Source organism: Oleiharenicola lentus (assembly GCF_004118375.1).
GTDB lineage: Bacteria > Verrucomicrobiota > Verrucomicrobiia > Opitutales > Opitutaceae > Lacunisphaera > Lacunisphaera lenta.
Genome location: NZ_SDHX01000002.1, coordinates 1,259,137 through 1,279,834, shown reverse-complemented (window position 1 = coordinate 1,279,834; position 20,698 = coordinate 1,259,137). Strand labels below are relative to the sequence as shown.

The window sequence follows — 20,698 nt, the reverse complement described above, 5'->3', positions numbered from 1 at the left end:
CCATGAGCTCCCCCGTCCAACTCCGCGACTGTCTGGTCGGTGCGAATCCGATCATCTGGTCGAACGACGACTTCGATGATCTCGCCTACGACGTGCCGCTCGAAACGATCCTGGCCGAAATGCGCGGCGCCGGCTTCGCCGGTTCAGAACTGGGTCACGCCTACCCGCGCACTCCGGCCACACTGGCCGAAGCGCTGGGCCGCCACGATCTGCGGCTCGTCAGTGGCTGGCACAGCACCTACCTCGCTTCGAAGCCGTTGGCCGAGGAGGAGCAGGGTTTTCGTCGTCACCTGAATCTGCTGAAGACGCTCGGCGCCCGCGTGGCCATCGTGGCCGAGTGCACCCGCTGCATCCACGGCAACCGTCATGCCGCGCTTGGTTTCGGTGAAACGTTCGAGCCGCGACTCTCCGAGGCCGAGTGGCCGAAGCTGGTGGCGGGAATGAAGCACCTCGCCGCCGTGGCCGCCGCCGAGGAGATGAAGATCGTTTATCACCACCACATGGGCACGGTCATCCAGGCCGAGGGTGACCTGGAGCGCCTGCTCGCCAGTGTGCCGGAGATTTCCTTGCTGCTCGACGCCGGTCATCTGGCTTTTGCCGGCATCGATCCCGTTGCCGTCGCCCGGCGCCACGCGGCACGCATCGCGCACGTGCATCTCAAGAGCGTGCGCCCCGAGGTGGCCGACCGCGTGCGGCGCGAGGGCTGGTCGTTCTACCGCGCTGTCGCCAACGGCGTGTTCACCGTGGCTGGCGACGGCTGCGTGGATTATCCCGCGATCTTCCGCATCCTCGCCGGCGCTGACTACCGTGGCTGGCTCGTGGTCGAGGCCGAGGAGGACCCCGTTAAGGTGCCCGCCCTGCCGAAGGCCAAGGCCGCCCGCGCCTACGTGCGGGCCCAGACCGGTGTTTAACCCAGGACTCCCCATGAATCCCTCCCGTATGGCCCAGATGACGGCGCTTGGCGCCGATTGGTGGAACGACTCCGGCATTCCGTCCGAACTCGGTGAAGCCGTCGCGCTCGGCGCCGTCGGCGGCACGTCGAACCCCGTCATCGTCTCCCAGGCCGCCAAGGCCAACCCGCAGCTCTGCCTGCCCATCCTCGAGCGCCTGATGCGGCACCACCCGCACGACACCGAGGATGATCTTGCGTGGAAAATGATCCAAGAACTCGGTCAGGCCTCGGCGAAACAGCTCCTGCCCGTCTATGAGGCGACCAAGGGCATGAAGGGTTTCCTGTCCATGCAGGTGAACCCTAAGTTCTATCCGAACAAGGACCTGATGGTCGCACAGGCTATCCAGCTCGCCGCGCTCGCGCCCAACATCGCGATCAAGGCCCCGGCCAACGACGTGGGCATCGCCGCGATGGAGGAAATGACCGCACGCGGCATCCGGGTAAACGCCACCGTCAGCTTTTCCGTGGCCCAGGCACTCGCTGTTTCCGCCGCCCTTGAGCGCGGCCTGAAACGCGCGAAGGCCGCCGGGCTCAACGCCGACGCCATCCGCCCCTACATCACGATCATGATCGGCCGTGTGGACGACCAGTTGAAGCGCGTCGCCGAGGCGGAGAAGATCGCGACCGCACCCGGCGCGCTCGACTGGGCGGGCATCGCGGTCTTCAAGCACGCGCACCAGCTCTTCAAAGCCAGCGGCCGCCCCGGCACGCTGCTCGCCGCCGCCTACCGCCACGAGGGGCATTGGTCGCAGATCATCGGCCGCGAGGTGCTGCAGACCGTGCCCTACACGTGGTGGACGAAGTTCAACGTCTCTGCCACCGCGCCGCGCCTCACCATCGACGAACCCGTGGACGGCGCGATTCTCGCCGAGCTGCGTGCAAAGTTCCCCGATTTCATCAAGGCGCACGATGCCGACGGCATGCCGCCGGCCGAGTTCGTCCGTTACGGCGCGACCGTTCACACCCTCAACCAGTTCCTCGGCGGCTACGCCGACCTCGTGGCCTTCGTGCGCGCCGCGATGGTGCGATAAATTCTCAATACCCACCACCTGTCATCCTGAGCGCAGCGAAGGATCCAGCACTACAACCGTTAGCGAACATCATCTTGGATTCTTCGCTACGCTCAGAATGACACGCGAAACAGATTTATTTATGACCCCTTCCTCCTCCCTCCCGCGCTGCCGGTTCTTCATCGGCGGCGAATGGTCGCAGGCCTCCGGCCTCGCCGTATCGCCCGTGTTCAATCCCTCGACGGGCGAAATGATCGCCGAGGTTCCGCTCGGCGGCGCCGCCGAGGTCGAGGCCGCCGTGCAGGCCGCGCACGCGGCGTTCCCGGCCTGGGCCGACACGCCGCCGAGCGAGCGCGCCCGCGTGATGTTCAAATACCGCACGCTGCTGGAGCGCGACTTCGAGGCCATCGCGCGTCTCATCTCCCGTGAGCATGGCAAGACCCTCGCCGAGTCGCGCGGTGACCTGTTCCGCGGTTTCGAGGTCGTGGAGCTTGCCTGTGCTGCGCCGACGCTCCTCACCGGCGAACTCCTGCCCAACATTGCCCGCGGCATCGATGGCGAGCTGGCCCGCCACCCGCTCGGCGTCTGCGTCGGCATCACGCCCTTCAATTTCCCGGCCATGATCCCGCTGTGGATGTTCCCGCTCGCCCTCGTGTGCGGCAACACCTTCATCCTGAAACCCAGCGAGCGCGTGCCGCTCACGGCCATCCGTCTCGCCGAGCTGCTGGCCGAGGCCGGCCTGCCCAAGGGCGTCTTCAACCTCGTGCACGGCGGCAAGCCCGCCGTCGATGCCCTGCTCACGCACCCGCTGGTCAAGGCCGTCTCCTTCGTCGGCTCCACCCCTGTGGCGCGGTCGATTCACCAGGTCGCTTCCGCACACGGCAAGCGCGTGCAGGCCAACGGCGGTGCCAAGAACTACGTGGTCGTCATGCCCGACGCCGACGTCGGCAAGACGGTCGAAGCCGTGATCAACGCCGCCTTCGGCTGCGCCGGCGAGCGCTGCATGGCCGGCTCGAGCGTGCTGACCGTCGGTGACCGCGGTCGCGCAGTGATGCCGGAGCTCGTGAAGGCGGCGAAATCCCTCACCGTCGGCCGCACCGACGTCGAGACGCAGCCCGGCATGGGCGCGGTCATCACCGCCGCCCACCGCGATCGCGTCCGCGGGCTGGTGGATGCCGGCGAACGCGAGGGTGCGAAAGTCATCGCCGACGGCCGTGGCGTGAAGGTGAAAGACGCGCCGAACGGTTTCTACTTCGGTGCCACGATCATCGAGGATGTCCGGGCCGACATGAAGCTCGCCCAGGAGGAGGTCTTCGGTCCCGTGCTCAACGTTCTGCACATGTCTGGCCTCGACGAGGCCATCGCGCTGGCCAACACATCAAGCTACGGTAACGGCGCGGCGATCTTCACCCGCAGCGGCGGGGCGGCCCGCGAGTTCAAGCAGCGGGTGCGGGCCGGCATGATCGGCATCAACGTCGGTGTGCCCGCGCCGATGGCCATGTTCCCCTTCAGCGGCTGGAACGAGTCCTTCTTCGGTGACCTGCACATGCAGGGCCGCGCCGGCGTCCTGTTCTACACCCAACCCAAGGTCACCACCTCCCGTTGGTTCGCGGAGGGAGAGGGGGATATTTGGAAGAAGTAAGACCAAGAGACCACGGACAACCGACCACGGACCATTAACACGCAACCGTCATCCTGAGCAAAGCGAAGGATCCAGCACGAATCACGCCCCGCCCACGTTACTGGATTCTTCGCTACGCTCAGAATGACAGGATAACAGAACCTGATCCCTGCCTCCACTTTCACCCTCACTCTCACTTTTATCTCCTCCATTCCCATGCTCACCTTTGCCCAATTCGGTGCCGGTCGGATCGGCGCCATCCATGCCGCCAACCTCGCCGCCTCCGGCCAGGCCCGGCTCCGTTACATCGTGGACGTCAACACCGACGCCGCGCAGAAGCTCGCCACGAAACACGGCGCGCGCGTGACCAACATCGGCACCGCCCTCGGCGACCCCGAGGTGCAGGCCGTCATCATCGCGTCGTCCACCGACACGCACGCCGATCTCGCCATCGCCGCGGCGAAGGCTGGCAAGGCGATCTTCTGCGAGAAACCGATCGATCTATCGCTCAAGCGCGTGGACGCCTGTCTCGCCGCCGTGAAGAAGGCGAAGATGCCGATGTTCGTCGGCTTCAATCGCCGCTTCGACCCGAGCTTCGCCGCCGTGAAGGCGCGCATCGCCGCCGGCGCCATCGGCAACGTCGAGCAGGTCGTCATCACCAGTCGCGACCCCGGCCTGCCGCCGATCGGCTACCTGAAGGTCTCCGGTGGCCAGTTCCGCGACATGACCATCCACGACTTCGACATGGCGCGCTGGCTCCTCGGCGAGGAACCGGCGGAGATCTTCGCCTACGGCAGCTGTCTCGTGGACCCGGCGGTCGCCAAGGTCGGCGACACCGACTCGGTGATGATCGTGATGAAGACGAAGTCCGGCAAGCTGGCCCACATCAACAACAGCCGCCGCGCCGCCTACGGCTACGACCAGCGCATCGAGGTCCATGGCGCCAAGGGCCGCCTGCTCGCCGGCAACCAGACGCCGACGACCGTCGAGCTCGCCGATGGCAACGCCGTCAGCTCCGACAAGCCGCTGCACTTCTTCCTCGAGCGTTATGCCGAGGCCTACCGCATCGAGCTCGCGACCTTCGTGGACGCGGTGGTTAACGACAAGCCGCTGCCCGTGACCGCCCAGGACGGTCGCCAGGCGATAGTCCTCGCCGAGGCCGCCGCCAAATCCCTGCGCACGGGCCGCTCCGTTAAGCTGTGATCAGCTTTTCAGGGCCTGCCGGACGGATTCGGCGAGGGGCGTGGTCGGCCGGCCGATGAGACGGCTCAACTCGCGCCCGTCGTCGAACAGTGCGCCGCGCGCCGCTTCGTCATCCCAGTGGGCCAGGCCGTGGGCGAGGGCGGGAGGAAGGCCGATCTTGAGCAGAATGGCCGCATACTCCGCCACGGGGAGATTCCGGTAGGGGAAGGTCTTGCCGGTCTGGCGGGATATTTCCGCGGCCAGCTCAGCCAGCGTCACGGCGGTGTCACCGGCGAGCTCGTAGGTGCGGCCGGTTTCCGCCTGACCCGTCAGGGCGGCCACGGCGGCGGCGGCATAGTCGGCGCGGGCGGCCAGCGAAATCCGTCCGTCGCCGGCGCTGCCGAGGAAGGCGCCGTTGGCGACGGCGGGGCTCACCGAGGCGGTGTAGTTCTCGGTATACCAGCCGTTGCGCAGGATGATGTGCGGCAGGCCGGAGGCCTTGATCGCCTGCTCGGTGGCGACGTGTTCGGAGGCGAGATCAAGGGGGCTTTCGTCGGCGTGGAGCAGACTGGTGTAAGTGAGAAGTTTTACGCCGGCGCGCTTGGCCGCGGCGACGACGTTCTGGTGCTGGGCGGTGCGCTGTCCGATCTCACTCGACGAGATGAGGAGCAGGCGGTCCACCCCAACCAGCGCCTGCTCCAGGGCGGTGGCGTCAGTGTATCCCGCCCGGCGCACGTTCACGCCACGGGCGGCGAGATCGGCGGCCTTGGCGGGGTTGCGCACGACGGCGACGATCTGGTTCGCGGGGATCTGTTCAAGGAGCTGGGTGACGACGAGGCGGCCGAGCTGGCCGGTGGCGGCGGTGAGGGCGATCATGGTGGCGGCGGGATGTTTTTGGTTCGCGGGGCGGTTCCGGGCTTGTCTCGGTTCAAATGCGCCCTTTGGTTACGAAAGAATACCGAAGATGCGACGCCCCTACAAGAGAGGTCTTTTTTGTCACCAGGTAACCCCGCGGTAACCGACTCGCACCATGCCCGCCAAACTCATCCTCCCACCCGTCGTGCCCGGTTCCGGCCACGAGACGCGCTGCCCGGTCCGCGATGTGCTCGACTGCATCGGCGACCGGTGGAGCCTGCTGACCCTGCTGGCGCTGGCCGACGGCACGCTGCGCTTCACCGAGGTGAAACGGGCAATCGGCGACATCTCGCAGCGCATGCTCGCGCAGACGCTGCGCGCACTGGAGCGCGACGGCTACGTCACGCGCGAGGTGCATGCCTCGGTGCCGCCCAAGGTGGAATACACGCTGACTGCACTCGGGGAATCGCTCCTGACGAAGGTCACACCGCTCATCCACTGGGCGAATGAAAACCACGGCCAGGTGCGGAAGGCCCGCAAGGCCTACGTGCCGCCCCAGGCGGCGACGGCGCTCTGAAGGCGCGCGGGGTCCGGCTGATTGAGGCAGGGGTGATTGGCATTACTACGCCTCTCCGCCACGAGCTGATCGTGCGCTGAGGGAGATGCGCACGCTCAGGATCTCGTAGGGCCGGTAGGCGAGTTGGGTGCCGGCGCGGATCGGGGTTGGCGACGAGCCGTCGAGGCCGCAGCGGGTGGCGGTCCAGCCGGGGGCAAGGCGGAGGGTGGCGGTGTTTTTGCCGTCGGCAACGGCACCGAAGTCCTGCGGACGATAATCCGCTGCTAGGGAGGAAGTGACGACGGCCAGCAGCCAGGCGAGGAGTCTGATCCGGATAAAATGGCCGAGGCTCAGGCGCCGCCGGACGCCCAGCGCAGGAGCAGCCAGAAGACGAGGATGATGGCGCCGGAGGTGGCGCAGCAGCCGAGGAAGCCGAGCGTGTCCACGCGGTCCCATTTGCAGAACTCCCACGACGAATGGGCGCCGAAGAGCTTGGTGTGATCGAAGCGGCCCGGCGCGCGGCGGGTTTCAGTCATGGCTGCGGCCTCCAGTTCGGGCGTGGCGCCGACCGGGGTCTTCATCTTCCCGTAGAACTGATCCACGCGCGCCCGGTCGGGCGGCCGGGTGAAGAGGCTGACGAGAATCAGCACGACGAAGGGAAAGAAACCGTCGAAGAGAAACTGGGCGGTCTCGCGACCGGCCGGGGTGAGCTGGGCGGGATTCAGGCCGAGCCAGGAGAGGGCGTAGCACTCGAAGTTGAAGCGGCCGCGGCCCTCCAGCGCGCTGGTGGGGTCGTCGGGGTTGCTGCGCACGACCTGTTTGAAGTAAACCGGCACGGGTTTGCCGGCCGGGCCCTCGACGGTCTGCACGAGCGAGGGATGGCGGGCCACGGCCTGAAACTGGGAGGCCGTCAGCGGGGCGATCAGGATGGCAAAGGCGGTGAGCGCGACCGAGGCCCACACGGCGGGCACAGTGAGGCGGCGCCAGAAGAACATCAGGATCACCGCGGCGCCGAAGGGAATGTTCACCGTCAGCACCAGCTTGATGAGCGTCTCGATGTCGTTCATCGCCTCGGCGGAAATCACCCCGAGCACGAGCACGGCGAAGATGGTCCAGCGGGCGGCGCGCACGGATTCCTCCTGCGTGGTCTGCGGGCGGAGGTGCCGCCAGAAGTTGCGGACGAAGAGCGAGGCGATGGCCAGGGCCTTGGCGGCGAGGGTGGACATCGTGCCGGCGAGAATGCCCGCGAGCATCAGGCCGATGAAGCCGGGCCCGAGCAGCCTGTTGGTCATGACACCCCAGGCCGCGTCGGGGTCGGCGAGACCGCCGGGGCCGAAGAGCGCGATCGCGATCAGGCCGGCGAAGGCCCAGAGGACGATCATCACGCGCTTCATGTAGGCGCCCGAGACGCCGCCGAAGCGGGCGGCGAACTCATCCTTGGCGGAGCCGTAGATGCCCATGTTGTGGCTCAGGCCGTGGATCTGCACGAGGCTGGCGAACAACACGGCGAAGATGAACAGCGGCGAACCGCCGCTGCCGCCGAACAGGTCGAACATGTCGCGCGGCACGCGCTCCTTGAGCTGGTCCCAGCCGCCGATGGCGTGGAGGCCGGTCGGCAGCAGCAGAATGGAAAAGACGATGATGAGCACACCCTGCAGCGCCTCGTTGAGCGCAGCGGCGGCCATGCCGCCGAGGATCATGTAGGCGCCGATCACCACGGCGAAGACGAGGTAGAACGGCAGCGAGGGCAGCACGGTGATGTAGCTGTGCAACTCGCCGCGGGCATGGCGGTCACGCAGGTCGGCGAGGCGCGGCTTCGCCTCGGCCGGCAGGGTGCCGGCGATCACCTGCTGCTCGAGCTGCTTGAGCTCGATGTAGCCGTCCACGGCCGCGCGCTCGGCCGCGGTCCACTGCGCCTCCGGCTTGAGCGTGATGGACGAGGCGATCTTGTAGGCGACGAAATTGCCGAAACCGAGCAGGGCGCAGGCGACGCCGACCTGAAACAGCGCGTAGAAGCGGCTGAGCCACAGGCTGCCGAGGCGGTCTTCAAACATGTCGGCCAGCGTCACGAGCCGCACGCGGCGAAACCAGGTGTTCATGAACCAGAAGTAGGGGTTCATGAAAACGGTCTGGAACGCGAACCACACGCCGGTCACGCCGCGCTGGAGCACGAGGCTGGCGGTGCTGACCGCGCCCTGGGGCTCGGTCGCGTTGCCGAAACTGAGGAAAAACTGGTAGGCCTTGCCGAGCTTGCGGCCGGCAAGGAAGAAGCCCTCCTCGCTCGCCGACTGGTGGGAGCTCCGCCAGCCGAACCAAAGAACGGCGCCAAGGTAGGCGAGGATGACGGCAAGATCGAGGACGTGGATGGGGCCGAGGGTCATGGGGCGGGGTGGGCGGAGGCTGGGGCGTGGGAGCCGGGGTGACCATGCAGTAACGACCAGACAGTCCGCCGGGAAGCCCGCATGAATCTAACTGTTACCCGATGGGGCCGTTGTGACGACTCCGGCGTGCGAAATGCTCGGGTTCGCACATGCCCACCCCTCCCTGCACTCCGCCAGCCTGCGGCCGGTCGAAACCGGAGGCGGCCGCTTGAGCGCCCCGCGCACCGTCCTCGTGGGCGTCGGCGGCTACGGCCGCGTGCATCTCCGGCACCTGCTGGATTTCCACCGGCGCGGTGAACTCGTGCTGGCGGCGGCGGTGGTTTTCCCGCCCGAACCGGACGAGACCGTGGTCGGGGATTTGCGCGCCGCCGGCTGCGAGATTCTGGCCAGCTTCGAAGCGCTGCTGGCGGCGCTGCCGCGGTTGCGCATTGCGTTTGCGGTCGTGCCCACGCCCATTCACCTGCACGCCACCATGACGCTGGCGCTGGTGCGTGCCGGCGTGGACGTCCTGGTGGAGAAACCCCTCACCGCCACCCCGGCCGACGTTGCGGCCATGGCGGAGGCGGCGGCGGCCAATCAGCGCCGCGTGGCGGTGGGCTTCCAGTATCTGCATGCGCCGGAGGTGCGCGCGCTCGGGCGGAAACTCGCGGACGGCGCGATCGGTGCCCTCCGCCGGCTGGTGGTGCATGCGGCATGGCCGCGCAGCCACGCCTACTACTCGCGCAATGCCTGGGCCGGCCGCCTCAAGCTGGAGGGCGCCTGGGTGCTGGACTCACCGGTGAGCAACGCCATGTCCCATTTTCTCATGGTGATGCTCAACCTGGCCGAGCGGGCCGGGGCGCCGCTCAACGAGCCCGTTAACCTGACCGCCGAGCTTTACCGGGCGCAGGCGATCGAGTCCTTCGACACCGCGATGCTCCAACTGCGGACGGTGAACGGAGTCAGGCTGGATTTCTACGGCACGCACAGCTCCGCCGCGATCGGCCGGCCCTCGCTTCGCATCGAGGGAACGAACGGCACCGCCGAGTGGGTGCAGGACAGCCATGCCTGCCTCGACGGACCGGGTGGACGTTGGGAGCAGACGGCGTTTCCGGAATCGGACACCCGGGAGCGCATGCTTCGCGATGTGCTCAAGTATCACCGGGGTGAGCCGGCGGAAGTCTGCACCATTGGCATGGCGTCGCTGCATGTGCGCTGCATCGCCGGGCTGCACCGCGAGTTTTTGGTCACACCGGTGCCGGCGGCCCACATCCGGCGGCACGAAGTGGACGGACAGGTCTTCTCCTACGTGTCCGGTTTGGACGAGGTTTTGCTGGCCGCGGCCCGCACGGGTCAGGGCCTGGCCGAGGCCGGCGCGGCCTGGGCGGTCAAACCCCGGACGGCACGTCTGCAACTGCGCGGTTGAGTTCGCGCGAGCCGGCCAGTCGGCGCAACGCCGGGCGGACCGCGAAGTAGATCACCGCGATCAGCAGCGGGGCGGTCAGGGCCCAGGCAGTGAAGGCATGCACGCCCGCCCAGCCGAAGCGTTGCAGGAATTCGCCGATGGTCGCCTCGCGGAACACGCGGAGCATTTCGGCCACGGAAAAGCGGTCGTCCTGCATGCGCCAGAGCCCCTCGCCGATGCGCACGTAAACGACGATCATCAGCAGGTGCGGCACCGTGAGCAGATAGTTGAGAGTCTGGAGCAGCGGCTGGTTGAGCCGCAGCCACAGCCCGACGCCGAGGTTGAGCAGCGAGGTGAAGCCGAGAAAGGGAAACAGCGAGCAGGCGGTGCCGACCGCGAGCGTGAGGGCGACTTTGTCGGGGGTGATCCCCTGGGTAAACAAGGCGACAATCGGCCCGCGGACGCGCCGCTGCCAAAAGCTCAGGCGGGCGGAGGCGGGCGGGTGGGTCACGCGAGCAGGTAAACGGCGACGGCGGCGACGGTCAACAGACCGGGCAGCGGCAGCGTGCCGGGATTGCGGCGGGCGAAGACCTCGTTGAGCGCGTTGGGCGCCCGGGCGGACACGGCAAAAAGCTCGCGCAGCAGGTAGGCGGCCATGGCGAGATTGCCGAGGAGGATGATCGCGACGAACCAGAGCAGGCGGGCGGGCAGGGACTGTTCCTTCCAGGCCACCCAAAGGTAGAAGCTGATGAAGGCCCAGTAGGCGTCGAACAGCGTGGCGATGACCCAGGGATCACGGATCGTGGCGCTGCGCGCGAAATCACCGAGCGGCTGGTGCAGGCTGGCCCAGGTCGTGACCCAGAGCATGGAGCCGATGATGACGAAGCAGAGGAGGCGGAGGAGAAGGATCATGGGACGGAGAACAGTGGACAGACGTCAGAGGCCAGCGCCCGAGCCGTGTCATCCTGAGCGCAGCGAAGGATCCAAGGGAACGGACGAGGGTGGCACGGTTCTCGGGGCACCCTTGGATTCTTCGCTGCGCTCAGAATGACGGGTTGCGCGGGTTACAACGAAAGATTGTTCGCCCGCGTGTGAAGCGTGTGGACGACGGAGATGTGGCGCATCGCGAAAGCGGCCTCGCAGTAGCAGAGGTAGTAGCGCCACTTGCGGATGAAGCGTTCGTCGAAGCCGAGGGCGCGGACCCGGTCGAGCTTGGCGTGGAAGCTGTCGCGCCAGATCCGCAGCGTCTTCGCGTAGTCGCGGCCGAAGTCGTCGAAGGCGTGGAGCACCAAGCCGCCCTTCTCGGCGAGCAGACCGTTCAGCCGGTTGACGGAGAGGAGGAGCGAGCCGGGGAAGATGTGCTTCTGGATGAAGTCCACGCCCGTGCGGAGCGCCTCATAGCGGTGGTCGGGCACGGTGATGAACTGCAGTGCGAGCAGGCCGTCGGGTTTGAGCAGGCGGTCCACGGCGGCGGCGAAGTCGGGTTGGTAGCGGTGCCCGACGGCCTCGAGCATCTCGATGGAGACGATCTTGTCGAACCGGCCGGTGATGTCGCGGTAGTCCTGCAGGCGAACCTCGACACGGTTTGCGAGGCCGGCGGCGGCGATGCGTTTCACGGCGAGGTCGTGTTGCTGCTGCGAGATGGTGACAGTCGTCACGCGGCAGCCGTATTTCGCGGCCGCATGGAGGCTCCAGCCACCCCAGCCGGTCCCGATCTCAAGGACATGGTCGGTCGGCTTGAGGCGGAGATGCTGGCATAGCGCGTCGTTCTTGGCCACCTGCGCCTCGTGCAGCGAGGCGTCGGCGCGCTCCCACTTGGCGGAGGAATACATCATGGTTTCGTCGAGCCAGAGCGCGAAGAAATCGTTGGAGAGGTCGTAGTGCTCCGAAATGTTGCGGCGGGCGATGGCACGGTTGTTGGGGCGCAACAAGTGGCCGATCCGGTCTGCGGCGCGGAGGAAATTGAGTGCGAGCGATTGGGCGCGGCGCGAGCCGGATAGCGTGGGCGCGTGCTCATGGTTGAGCACGAACCAGCCGACCACGGCGGTGAGGTCGGGGGTCTCCCAGTCGCCGTCGATATAGGACTCGGCGAAGCCGATGTCACCGTGGAGGAGACATTTCTTGAAGAAAGAGTCAGGCCGGCGGACCCGGACGAAGGCGTAGTTGCTCACCCCCGGAGCCACGCCGGCGAGGATGGCCGAGCGGTCGCCAAAGACGTGCGTGACGTCGGGCAGGTCGAGTTGCAGCCGGCCGTGGGGCATGCCGCGCAGGGCGGCGAGAATGGTGCGCTCGGCGAACAACGGACGGCGGACGGACAACGGGGCGGTGGAGGAGGTGACGGCTGAACTCATGAGGAAGGACCAAAGACTAGGGACTGAGGGACGAGGGACTGAGCCCGGCAGATTTGGGTGAAAGGGGATTGGGTGACGAAATTTCCGCAGTCCCTGGTCCTTGGTCTTTGATCATCGTGTCCCGCGCGATGCTCGCATGCGGCCGGTAGAGGGCGCGTTGATCGGCGGCGCGGGCAGACTTGGCGAACCAAGGGACATTCTTGAGCCACAAGCGCAGAGCGTGCCAGTGGATCAGGCTGATCACCTTGAGGGTGATGAGCGGATACTTGAGCGTGAACCATGCGAGGCGGCCGTCGGTGAGCGGCTGGCGCGGGCCGGCAAGCGTCGAGGTGAGCGTGCGCGCGGCGCCAATGTAATCGTCGATCTGGATCGAGAGGCGATCGCCGGGCGTGCGGAGTTGGAAGTCGAAGGAGACGTCCACGTCGCTGAAAGGAGAGACGTAAAAGTGCTTGGGCAGCCGCAGGCGGAAAGCGCCGTCGGCCAGCGTTGCGGGGCCGAGGAGATAGGGCTTCATCTCCTTGAAGGTGTTGGTCACCTCGGGGAGCGCGGCGACAGGCGTGCCGGAGCGGTCGTAGCAGAAGTAGAACGAGACCGGGTTAAAGAGATAACCGAGCACGCGGGGAAGCGAGACGAGCAGCACGCGGCCACCGGTGAGGTCGATGCCGTGCTGGGCGAGGTGCGAGACGACTCTCGATTTCAGATTTACGATTTCAGATTTACGATTGGCTGAATCAACCGCCGAGCCGTTAAATACGGATTCATGGGTCGGGAGGTAGTCGGCGTCGCGGAAGGAGTAGAGGTTGCGACGGTTAAAGGAGAACAGGCGGAGCTTCCGGTGCAACGTGTCGAGTTCGTCCAGATCGAGCGCGAAGAGGAAGATGCGATACACGAACCGGTGCGCCTTGGGCGCAAACCGGGCGTGCATGACATGGCACTCGTAGAGACAGGAATTCACCGTCAAATGTTACGGGCAACCCCCTGCCGGGGATGCAGAAACGTTGCGCCCGGCCCGGCAAATCCAGAATTAACGACGGTCAGGCCACCCAGGGGTCGCGGCCGAGCAGGAGCTGGGCGACGTTGACGGCGGACAGGAAACCGTCCTCGTGGAAACCATAGCGGGTCCAGGCGCCGCAGAAGTAGGTCTCGGTGGTGCCCTGGGCGGCGGCGTTGAGGGCGGGGATCTGGGTTTGGGCGCGGACGGCACCGAGCGTAAACAGCGGGTGCTCGTAGGCGATCGTGCGCAGCACCTTCTTCGGGTTGATGCGTTCGGCGCCGTTGATGGACACGAAGTAGTTTTCGCGGTCGGAAACGCCCTGCAGGCGGTTCATCCAATAAATGGTCATCGGCTCGATGGTGCCGGCGGCGCTGCGGGCGAGGGAGTAGTTCCACGCGGACCAAGCGAGCTTCGTGCGCGGCATGATGTCGGCGTCGGTGTGCAGCGTGGCGATGTTGGGCTGGTAGGGGAATTCGCGGAGCAGGCGCACTTCGTCGGGCGTGGGATCGGCGAGCAGGGCGAGGGATTCGTGTCCGTGGGCGGCGAGGATGACGCGATCGAAGTGCTCGGTGGCGCCGTTGGCGGTGGTGATCTCCACGCCACGGGTCGGGAGACTCGTGCCCCGGCCCGGGCGGCGCACGCGGACGACCTTGCTGCCGGTGCGGATCCGGTTGCGCCAGGGCGGGGTCATCCGTTTGACGTATTCCTGCGAGCCGCCGTCCACCGTCCACCACTGGTGTTGGGTGTGCAGTCCGAGGAAGCCGTGGTTGTGAAAAAAGCGCAGGAGCGTCCGCGCGGGGAACTGCAGCATCATGTCGGGTGGCGTGGACCACACGGCGCTGCTCATGGGCACGAGGTAGAGGTCGAGGAAGTCCGCGCCGTAGCCGCGGGCGCGCACGTAATCGGCCAGCGTTTGCGAGTCGATGGCACTGTCCTCCAGGGCGGCGACGGCCTCGCGGTTGAAGCGGTCGATCTGCAGGAGCATCCGGTAGAACGACGGACGCAGGAGGTTGCGGCGCTGGCAGAAGAGGTGGTTGAGCGAGGAACCACAGAACTCGAGGCCGGTGTCCTCGTGGCGCACGCTGAAGGACATGTCGGTCTTCTTGACCGGCACCTTCAGCTCGGCGAAGAGGCGGGTGAGCTGCGGGTAGGTCTCGTAGTTGAAGACCATGAACCCGGTGTCGATGGGGAGCGGGCGTCCGGTGCCGAGCTCCGGCACGGTGACAGTGTGCGTGTGACCACCGATGCGGTCGTGCTGCTCGAAGAGCGTGATCTCGTCGCGGCGGTGGAGAAAGTGCGCGCAGCCGAGTCCCGCGATCCCGCTGCCAATGATGGCGGTGCGGGGCATGTCAGGAATTTTCGATGTGGGCGATGCGCACGGGAGAAACTACGCCCCGACGTCTCGGACGGATTCAATAAAAAAGCCCCGCGGCGGAGGGCGCGCGGGGCGGGTGTGGGGCAGCGACCACCTTGTCGCTGCGCTCCAAGGCTACTTGGCGGCGTCGTTGGTGCCGGGGTGTTGGGTCTGCTCGGTGACGTCCTTGTGGATCGCGGGGCCGTCCTTCTTCTGGAGCTGCGCGGCGACGGCGGGCGTGTTGACCGTGGCGATCGCGATGGCGGCGGCGGTGGGGACGACTTTCTTGAGGGTGTTGATCTCCACCTGCACGGACGAGACGGAGAACTTGCGCACGGTGTCCTCGTGGGCGTTGCGCGCGGCCTCCTCGTAAATGGACTGCGGCACGGGCTTGAGGCCCCAGATGAAGCCGGTCCAGGAGAGGAGCTTCAGGCCGTAGTAGGTCGGATCAATTTCCCACCAGTAGAAACCGTTGCGCGTGGACGACTGGTAACGGTGGTGGTTGTTGTGCCAGCCTTCGCCGAGGGTGATGATCGCGAGGATGAAACTGTTGCGGGAGTCGTCGGTGGTGTTGAACCGGCGCTTGCCCCAGAGGTGGGTGAAGGAATTGATCGAGGCGGTGCCGTGGAAAAGCGCGGTGGTGCTGATGAAGAAGCCCCAGACGAGGAGCTGCGCGCCGCTGGTGCCGAGGCCGGGAGCGTAGGCTTGGAGGAGATTGCCGAGGACGAACAGACCCGTGGCGAAGAGTACGGGAACGACGATGTCGAAGCGGTTCAGCCAGACGAGCTCGGGGAACTTGGCGAGGTCCTTGACCTTGGAGTAGTCGGTCGGGAAGTTGCGCTTGCTGGTGATCCAGCCGATGTGCGACCACAGGAAGCCGTGCACATGCGGGGAGTGGGCGTCCTCCTCCTCGTCGGAGTGCTGGTGGTGGTGGCGGTGGTGGTAGGCCCACCAGAGCGGACCGCGTTGGACGGTGGTGCCGGTCCACAGTGCGAGCAGGAACTGTCCGAAGCGGGACGTGCTGTAGGTCTTGTGCGAGAAGTAGCGGTGGAAGATGCCGGTGACGGCGAACATCCGGAGCACGTAGAGCGCAACAGCGGTCCAGACGGCGAACCAGCTCCAACCCACCCAGATCACACCCAGGCAGCCCAGGTGGAGGATGATAAACGGAATGCAGCGGACCAGGTTGACGCCGTCGGGTTGGGCGCGGATGGATTCAGGCGATTCGACTGAGTAATCGGAATCGACCCATTGGACGAGGGAGGCGAAGAAACGACGCATGAGAGGAGGTGACGGGCGGCGAGGAAAGTTGCGCCACCGAGGCAGGGCAAGCCGGGTTTCTCACCCCGCCGCAAGATTGATGGAAACGCAGGAAGCCGTGGGCTTTCTGCAACGTGAAATCAGGCCGCCAGACGATCCGAGCGATCTGTTTTGCGATCACTTTCCGGCCGGCCCGGCGGACGCAGGGGTTCTCCCGAGTGGGTCTCGGCAGACGAGCCGGACGGGTCCGCCTCGGTGGCGACGAGGAGGGAGATCAGGCTGAGAGTGATGATGGCGGCTAGCATGGTGTGGGTTTCTTCGGACTCCGGTCTGAGAGCCGGCGAGGAATTTTGTTCCTGTTACGTTCACTGAACCCGGTAGGACTCAGGGAAGTTACAGAAGTCCGGCGACGAGGTCGGCGTCGCTGGGTCGGGGAAGAAGAAGCAATATCCCCGGCTTTACAAGTCGTGTGCCCATCAAAACCGTGCTAGAAATTTCGCGCGACCGCAGGATTAGCCCCGCTACCAACCTTCAGGCGGCGAAGGCTTTGGAGGCAAAATCGTTAAAGTTTCTCAGGGCGCCCGCACAGTCGTCCGCCCGGCAAAGTCCGCTGGTGTGCTGGGACAGGTCGGGCAGGGTCACCAAGGTGTGGTGCAGGGCACCGATCACAAAGTTGAGCCGCCAGACGAAATCGGTCGGCGGCAGGGCGGGTTGGTGGCGGCGCAAGGCCTGGCCAAACCGCGTCATCGTCGGCTGGAATAACTCCCGGAGCAGTGGGTCCAGACTGGGCTGTCGCTCGGAAAGCAGGCGTCCGATCAAACGCGGCGCGAGCTGGCCGGTCGCGGGCGAAGGAAGGAACAGCGGCCGGGCCAGCGCATCGAAGATTTCGGGCAGGGGAACCGGATCATCACCGAACCGGCTCTGGGCCACCGCAAGCAGGTCGAGTTGATCACGGTTGATCTGACCCAAGCGACGGCCGACCAGCTCTCGGTAGAGCCCGTCCAGATCATAGAAGTGGTAGTTGATCGCAGCGACGTTAACCTGCGCGAGACCAGTGATTTGGCGCAGCGTAACTCCCGTGCGACCGTATTGCGAAAACAGCGATTCGGCAGCACGTAGAATTCTTTCGCGAGTTGAGGTGGGCATTTTTGCCACAAGGAAACAATTATTTGAAGCAATTGTATGAATCAAGACTTCTCTCTTCTCGAACAAGATACGGTAAGGTTTTGATTTTGACCGCACCGGCTGTGGCGGAGCAGTTTCTAGGACGTGGAAGATGCCGCTTTGACCTCGCAGCCCGCCCAACCGATCGAACCGGGCCTTGTGTATTCGAAGTTTGAGAGCGAGCTTCAAGTGCGGCCGGACGACATCGACATGTACCAGCACGTCCACAGCAGCCGCTACATGGACTACGTGCTGGCGGCGCGGTTCGACCAGATGGAACGCTGCTACGGTATGCCAATGGCGGAGTTTCAGAAGCTCGGTTACGGCTGGGTGATCGCGTCCACGCAGATGAATTTCCGGCGGCCGCTCCTGCTCGGCGACCGGATGACGGTGCGCTGCTGGATCGAGAAATTCACCTCCATTGGCCTGCGCCTACAGTTCGAGATCGAACGACGACCCGAGGGCAAACGGAGCTGCGACGGCTGGTTTGACTACGTCATGATCTCGGTTGAGACGGGGCGTCCCGCGCGAATCCCGGAGCAGATTCGGCTGAAATACTCGATTTGAGAGCCCGCGTGCCGGCGCAGCTAAAATATTCCCCGGGAGAGGCTTCCTGTCGGCCTTCAAAAAATTCCCTTGCTAGTTGGGCCGGCATCAGCGTTCTTACGCGCCTCGTTAGAGACAGCGTTTTGATGACAGGATCTGGTGAGTCGTTGGCTGAGCGTTTGGCTTAAGTGATGATTTCGAAACCCAAGTTGGGAACGGACTGGCAGATGGCGACGGATCTACGAATTATCACATGAGCAATTCCAAACTCTACGTTGGAAACCTATCCTTCAAGACCACCGATGACGAGCTCCGCTCCTACTTCGGCCAGTTCGGCACCGTGACCGACACCTACGTCGCCATGGACAAGATGACCGGCCGCCCCCGCGGCTTCGCGTTCGTCACCATGGGCACGCCCGAAGAGGCCAAGCTGGCCATCGAGAAGACCAATGGTGTCGATCTCGGCGGTCGCGCCCTCCAGGTCAATGAGGCCCGTCCGAAGGAAGACCGTCCGGCTGGCGGCGGCTTCGGCGGCGGCGGCGGTCGTGGCGGCTTCGGCGGCGAGCGCCGTGGCGGTTACGGCGGCGGCGGCGGTGGTGGCGGCCGCGGCGGTTTCGGTGGCGGTCGCGACCGTTACTAAGCCTGCGCTGCAACCAGCAGCCCAGCCAATCTCAGGCGGAGCCCTCACGGCTCCGCCTTTTTTATTTTCCGGCCTGGGCGGAAAATAATCTCGCCGTAGCCCTCATGGCGCAGGCGGATGGTGGACACCGATTCACCGCATGCCCGCCCCTCAGAGCAAAGTTCGCCGGCATCTCGCGCAGCTTTCCGCCTGCACCCGCTGCCCGAAGATGCACCGGCCCGTTGTGGTCGGACGGCCGGTGGCGTCGCACATCCTGCTGGTGGGGCAGGCACCGGGAGACAAGGAGCCGAAGCTCGGCCGGCCCTTTGCGTGGACCGCGGGCAAGACGCTCTTCAGGTGGCTGCACGAGGCGCTCGGCTGGACGGAGGACGAGGCGCGTGACCGCATCTATTTTGCCGCCGTGTGCCGCTGCTTTCCCGGCAAGAAGGCCACCGGCGGCGACCGCGTGCCCGACGAGGACGAGATCGCCGCCTGTTCACGCTGGCTCGCGGCGGAGATTGAGCTGTTGCGCCCGGCGCTCGTGCTGCCGGTGGGCAAGCTCGCCCTCATGCAGTTCCTGCCGCCCGCGCCACTGTACGATCTCATCGGCCGACAGCTGCGCATCGACTACCGCGGTCACACGATGGACTGCATCCCGCTGCCGCATCCGTCGGGCGCCTCACCGTGGCACCGGATGGAGCCGGGCAAAACCCTCCTCCGCCAGGCCCTCGCGAAAGTCTCCGCGCATCCCGCCGTGCGCGCGGCGAAATGAAGTTGCCTTGCCGGTTTCGCAGCGCTGCCTTGCGCGCATGATTTTGCTCCGACGCTGCGCCGTCGTCATCCTTCTCTTCGGTGGGCTCACGCCCGGCCTCTTCGCGGCCAAGATCCGGCAGGCCACGCCGGTCGAGGGCGTCTATGCGGGCTACATCGTGACCGATGCCGCCACCGGCGCGGTGCTGCTGGAGGACAACGCCGATGTCACCAATCCGCCGGCCAGCATGACCAAGCTCATGACCTTCGCCGTGCTATACGACAAGCTGGCCGAAGGCGCAATCACGCTGCAAACCCCGGTGAAAATCGACGCCTCCGACGCCCGCATGGGCGGCACCCAGGTCTATCTCGACGCGCGGGAAACCTTTCCGGTCGAGGAACTGATCCACGCGATGATGATCCAGTCGGCCAATGACGCCTCGCATGCGCTGGCGCGGGCCGCCGCGGGCTCCGTGCCGGCCTTTGTCGAGCTCATGAACGCCAAGGCCCGTGCACTCGGCATGACGCACACGACCTTTCGCACGCCGCACGGGTTGCCTCCTGCCAGCCGGCGAGAGGCTGACGGCGACCTGACCACCCCGCGCGACTTTGCCCGGCTCTGCCGTTACCTCGTCCTGAGCACCGATGTGCTGAAATACGCCTCGATCAAGGAGCGCATGTTTGGCACCGGCGTGCGCGCCACGCCCATGCGCATGGACAACCACAACAAGCTGCTCGACCGGATCGCCGGCGTGGATGGCCTCAAGACCGGTTACACCCAGAGCGCCGGCTATTGCCTGAGCGCCACCGCCGAGCGCAACGGCCGGCGCGTCATCATGGTTATCATGGGCTCGTTCGGTCCCGGCCGCACGGTGGACAAAGGCCGGGCGCGCGACTTCAAGGCGATCGAGCTGATTGAGCAGGGGTTCGCCGCGCAGCCCTCCGCCCCGGTGGTGGTCAGCACGGCGCAACCCGCCCCGGCGAAATCCAGTTCCGCGGCCGCCCCGACGGAGGTCCCCACGGTGAAGACGGACCGCTCTCCCGCGCCGCCGGAACAACAATCCTCGACGCCAACGGAACCGATGTTCAAGTTCCGCGTCATTCCCCCCGAGAAAAAGCCGTGATCACCCCCTCCCTTCGTCCCTTCCTCCTTATCGTCTCCGGCCTGCTGGCCTTCGCCGTCGCTCCGCTGCATGCCCAGCGCGAGAGGCTGCCGCCCGAGGACCTTGCGATTGTCGAGAAACGCTGGCCCGAGGCGAAGAAGACCTACACCGGTCTCCGTTACATCGTGCTCAAGGCCGGCGAGGCCGACGGGGCGATGCCGAAGTCCGGCGACATGGTCAGCGTCGTTTACAAGGGCATGCTGCTCGACGGAAAAATCTTCGACCAGAACACGGCCGAAACCCCGCTCAAGGTCCGCGTGGACCGGGGCGATCTGATCGACGGGTGGGATGAGGCGCTCCAAAAAATGCGCAAAGGCGAGAAGTGGCTGCTCATCGTGCCGCCGGAGCTCGGCTACGGAGCGCGGGGCAAGCCGCCGACGATCGGCCGCTACGCCACGCTGGTGTTCGAGATGGAGCTGCTCGACTTCGGCAAGCAGCTGAAGTGAGTGGACCAGGTCCTGATGGCCCCTGAGGTGGAGCCCGCGCGGAGCGCGGGCTGACCGGTGCTCAGCCTGAAAACCTGCGCGGGGCGCAGGTTCCGCCTCCAGACGCCGCG

21 protein-coding genes are annotated in these 20,698 nt (G+C 65.9%); 11 read left to right on the top strand and 10 right to left on the bottom strand.

Going from position 1 to position 20,698, the window contains the following annotated elements; translation table 11 throughout:
* Window positions 1-2 precede the first annotated feature (2 nt).
* From iolE to iolG, 4 genes are all read left to right on the top strand, one after another.
* Entirely contained in the window at window positions 3-911 is a 909-nt protein-coding gene (iolE, locus tag ESB00_RS18990; protein WP_164976321.1) for a myo-inosose-2 dehydratase, read from the top strand.
* A gap of 13 nt (window positions 912-924) precedes the next feature.
* Window positions 925-1,983: a transaldolase family protein gene (locus ESB00_RS18985; RefSeq protein WP_129049796.1), complete on the top strand. Its 1,059-nt coding sequence runs from the start codon at window positions 925-927 to the stop codon at window positions 1,981-1,983.
* A gap of 121 nt (window positions 1,984-2,104) precedes the next feature.
* Window positions 2,105-3,604, top strand: coding sequence for a CoA-acylating methylmalonate-semialdehyde dehydrogenase (locus ESB00_RS18980; protein ID WP_129049794.1), 1,500 nt, complete (start codon window positions 2,105-2,107; stop codon window positions 3,602-3,604).
* 195 nt (window positions 3,605-3,799) lie between these two features.
* On the top strand, window positions 3,800-4,786 hold the full coding sequence (gene iolG, locus ESB00_RS18975; RefSeq protein ID WP_129049792.1) for an inositol 2-dehydrogenase: 987 nt from the start codon (window positions 3,800-3,802) through the stop codon (window positions 4,784-4,786).
* Here iolG and ESB00_RS18970 read toward each other — a convergent pair whose 3' ends face one another.
* Complete coding sequence (locus ESB00_RS18970; RefSeq protein WP_129049790.1) at window positions 4,787-5,641, bottom strand: SDR family oxidoreductase; 855 nt, start codon at window positions 5,639-5,641, stop codon at window positions 4,787-4,789.
* 154 nt (window positions 5,642-5,795) lie between these two features.
* Between ESB00_RS18970 and ESB00_RS18965 the strand changes: the two genes are divergently transcribed.
* On the top strand, window positions 5,796-6,197 hold the full coding sequence (locus tag ESB00_RS18965; RefSeq protein ID WP_129049788.1) for a winged helix-turn-helix transcriptional regulator: 402 nt from the start codon (window positions 5,796-5,798) through the stop codon (window positions 6,195-6,197).
* Window positions 6,198-6,526: 329 nt separating this feature from the next.
* On the opposite strand, the gene ESB00_RS18960 is transcribed toward ESB00_RS18965, so the two are convergent.
* The gene (locus ESB00_RS18960) at window positions 6,527-8,557 is read right to left on the bottom strand and encodes a sodium:solute symporter family protein (protein WP_129049786.1); all 2,031 of its coding nucleotides are present in this window, start codon (window positions 8,555-8,557) and stop codon (window positions 6,527-6,529) included.
* Between the two features lie 133 nt (window positions 8,558-8,690).
* On the opposite strand from ESB00_RS18960, the gene ESB00_RS18955 reads away from it, so the two are divergent.
* Window positions 8,691-9,962 carry a Gfo/Idh/MocA family protein gene (locus ESB00_RS18955; RefSeq protein WP_129049784.1) on the top strand — a complete coding sequence of 424 codons (1,272 nt, stop codon included), beginning with the start codon at window positions 8,691-8,693 and terminating at the stop codon, window positions 9,960-9,962.
* Here ESB00_RS18955 and ESB00_RS18950 read toward each other — a convergent pair.
* The 8 genes from ESB00_RS18950 to ESB00_RS18920 all read right to left on the bottom strand — a co-directional run bounded on the left by ESB00_RS18950 (window position 9,925) and on the right by ESB00_RS18920 (window position 17,046).
* Complete coding sequence (locus tag ESB00_RS18950; RefSeq protein WP_164976320.1) at window positions 9,925-10,452, bottom strand: DUF2062 domain-containing protein; 528 nt, start codon at window positions 10,450-10,452, stop codon at window positions 9,925-9,927. The genes ESB00_RS18955 and ESB00_RS18950 overlap by 38 nt on opposite strands.
* Complete coding sequence (locus ESB00_RS18945; RefSeq protein ID WP_129049780.1) at window positions 10,449-10,853, bottom strand: DUF1475 family protein; 405 nt, start codon at window positions 10,851-10,853, stop codon at window positions 10,449-10,451. Before ESB00_RS18945 ends, ESB00_RS18950 begins: the two co-directional genes overlap by 4 nt.
* 152 nt (window positions 10,854-11,005) lie before the next feature.
* Window positions 11,006-12,292, bottom strand: a complete 1,287-nt coding sequence (locus ESB00_RS18940) for an SAM-dependent methyltransferase (protein WP_129049778.1) — start codon at window positions 12,290-12,292, stop codon at window positions 11,006-11,008.
* A gap of 16 nt (window positions 12,293-12,308) precedes the next feature.
* A complete protein-coding gene (locus ESB00_RS18935; RefSeq protein WP_129049776.1) occupies window positions 12,309-13,247 on the bottom strand; it encodes a DUF1365 domain-containing protein in 939 nt (312 codons plus the stop codon).
* 79 nt (window positions 13,248-13,326) lie between these two features.
* Entirely contained in the window at window positions 13,327-14,634 is a 1,308-nt protein-coding gene (locus ESB00_RS18930; RefSeq protein WP_129049773.1) for an NAD(P)/FAD-dependent oxidoreductase, read from the bottom strand.
* Between the two features lie 141 nt (window positions 14,635-14,775).
* Window positions 14,776-15,921, bottom strand: coding sequence for an acyl-CoA desaturase (locus tag ESB00_RS18925; RefSeq protein ID WP_129049771.1), 1,146 nt, complete (start codon window positions 15,919-15,921; stop codon window positions 14,776-14,778).
* Between the two features lie 119 nt (window positions 15,922-16,040).
* Entirely contained in the window at window positions 16,041-16,205 is a 165-nt protein-coding gene (locus ESB00_RS19785; protein ID WP_164976319.1) for a hypothetical protein, read from the bottom strand.
* Between the two features lie 226 nt (window positions 16,206-16,431).
* Window positions 16,432-17,046, bottom strand: a complete 615-nt coding sequence (locus ESB00_RS18920) for a TetR/AcrR family transcriptional regulator (RefSeq protein ID WP_129049768.1) — start codon at window positions 17,044-17,046, stop codon at window positions 16,432-16,434.
* Window positions 17,047-17,169: 123 nt separating this feature from the next.
* Here ESB00_RS18920 and ESB00_RS18915 point away from each other — a divergent pair, with 123 nt between their 5' ends.
* The 5 genes from ESB00_RS18915 to ESB00_RS18895 all read left to right on the top strand — a co-directional run bounded on the left by ESB00_RS18915 (window position 17,170) and on the right by ESB00_RS18895 (window position 20,588).
* A complete protein-coding gene (locus ESB00_RS18915; protein WP_218938792.1) occupies window positions 17,170-17,631 on the top strand; it encodes an acyl-CoA thioesterase in 462 nt (153 codons plus the stop codon).
* Window positions 17,632-17,863: 232 nt separating this feature from the next.
* The gene (locus tag ESB00_RS20155) at window positions 17,864-18,250 is read left to right on the top strand and encodes an RNA recognition motif domain-containing protein (protein WP_129049766.1); all 387 of its coding nucleotides are present in this window, start codon (window positions 17,864-17,866) and stop codon (window positions 18,248-18,250) included.
* A gap of 139 nt (window positions 18,251-18,389) precedes the next feature.
* Complete coding sequence (locus ESB00_RS18905; protein ID WP_129049764.1) at window positions 18,390-19,001, top strand: uracil-DNA glycosylase family protein; 612 nt, start codon at window positions 18,390-18,392, stop codon at window positions 18,999-19,001.
* 37 nt (window positions 19,002-19,038) lie between these two features.
* Window positions 19,039-20,103 (top strand): D-alanyl-D-alanine carboxypeptidase family protein, encoded by a 1,065-nt coding sequence (locus ESB00_RS18900; RefSeq protein WP_129049762.1) that lies wholly within the window; start codon window positions 19,039-19,041, stop codon window positions 20,101-20,103.
* Window positions 20,100-20,588, top strand: coding sequence for an FKBP-type peptidyl-prolyl cis-trans isomerase (locus ESB00_RS18895; protein ID WP_129049761.1), 489 nt, complete (start codon window positions 20,100-20,102; stop codon window positions 20,586-20,588). Before ESB00_RS18900 ends, ESB00_RS18895 begins: the two co-directional genes overlap by 4 nt.
* Window positions 20,589-20,698: the final 110 nt, after the last annotated feature.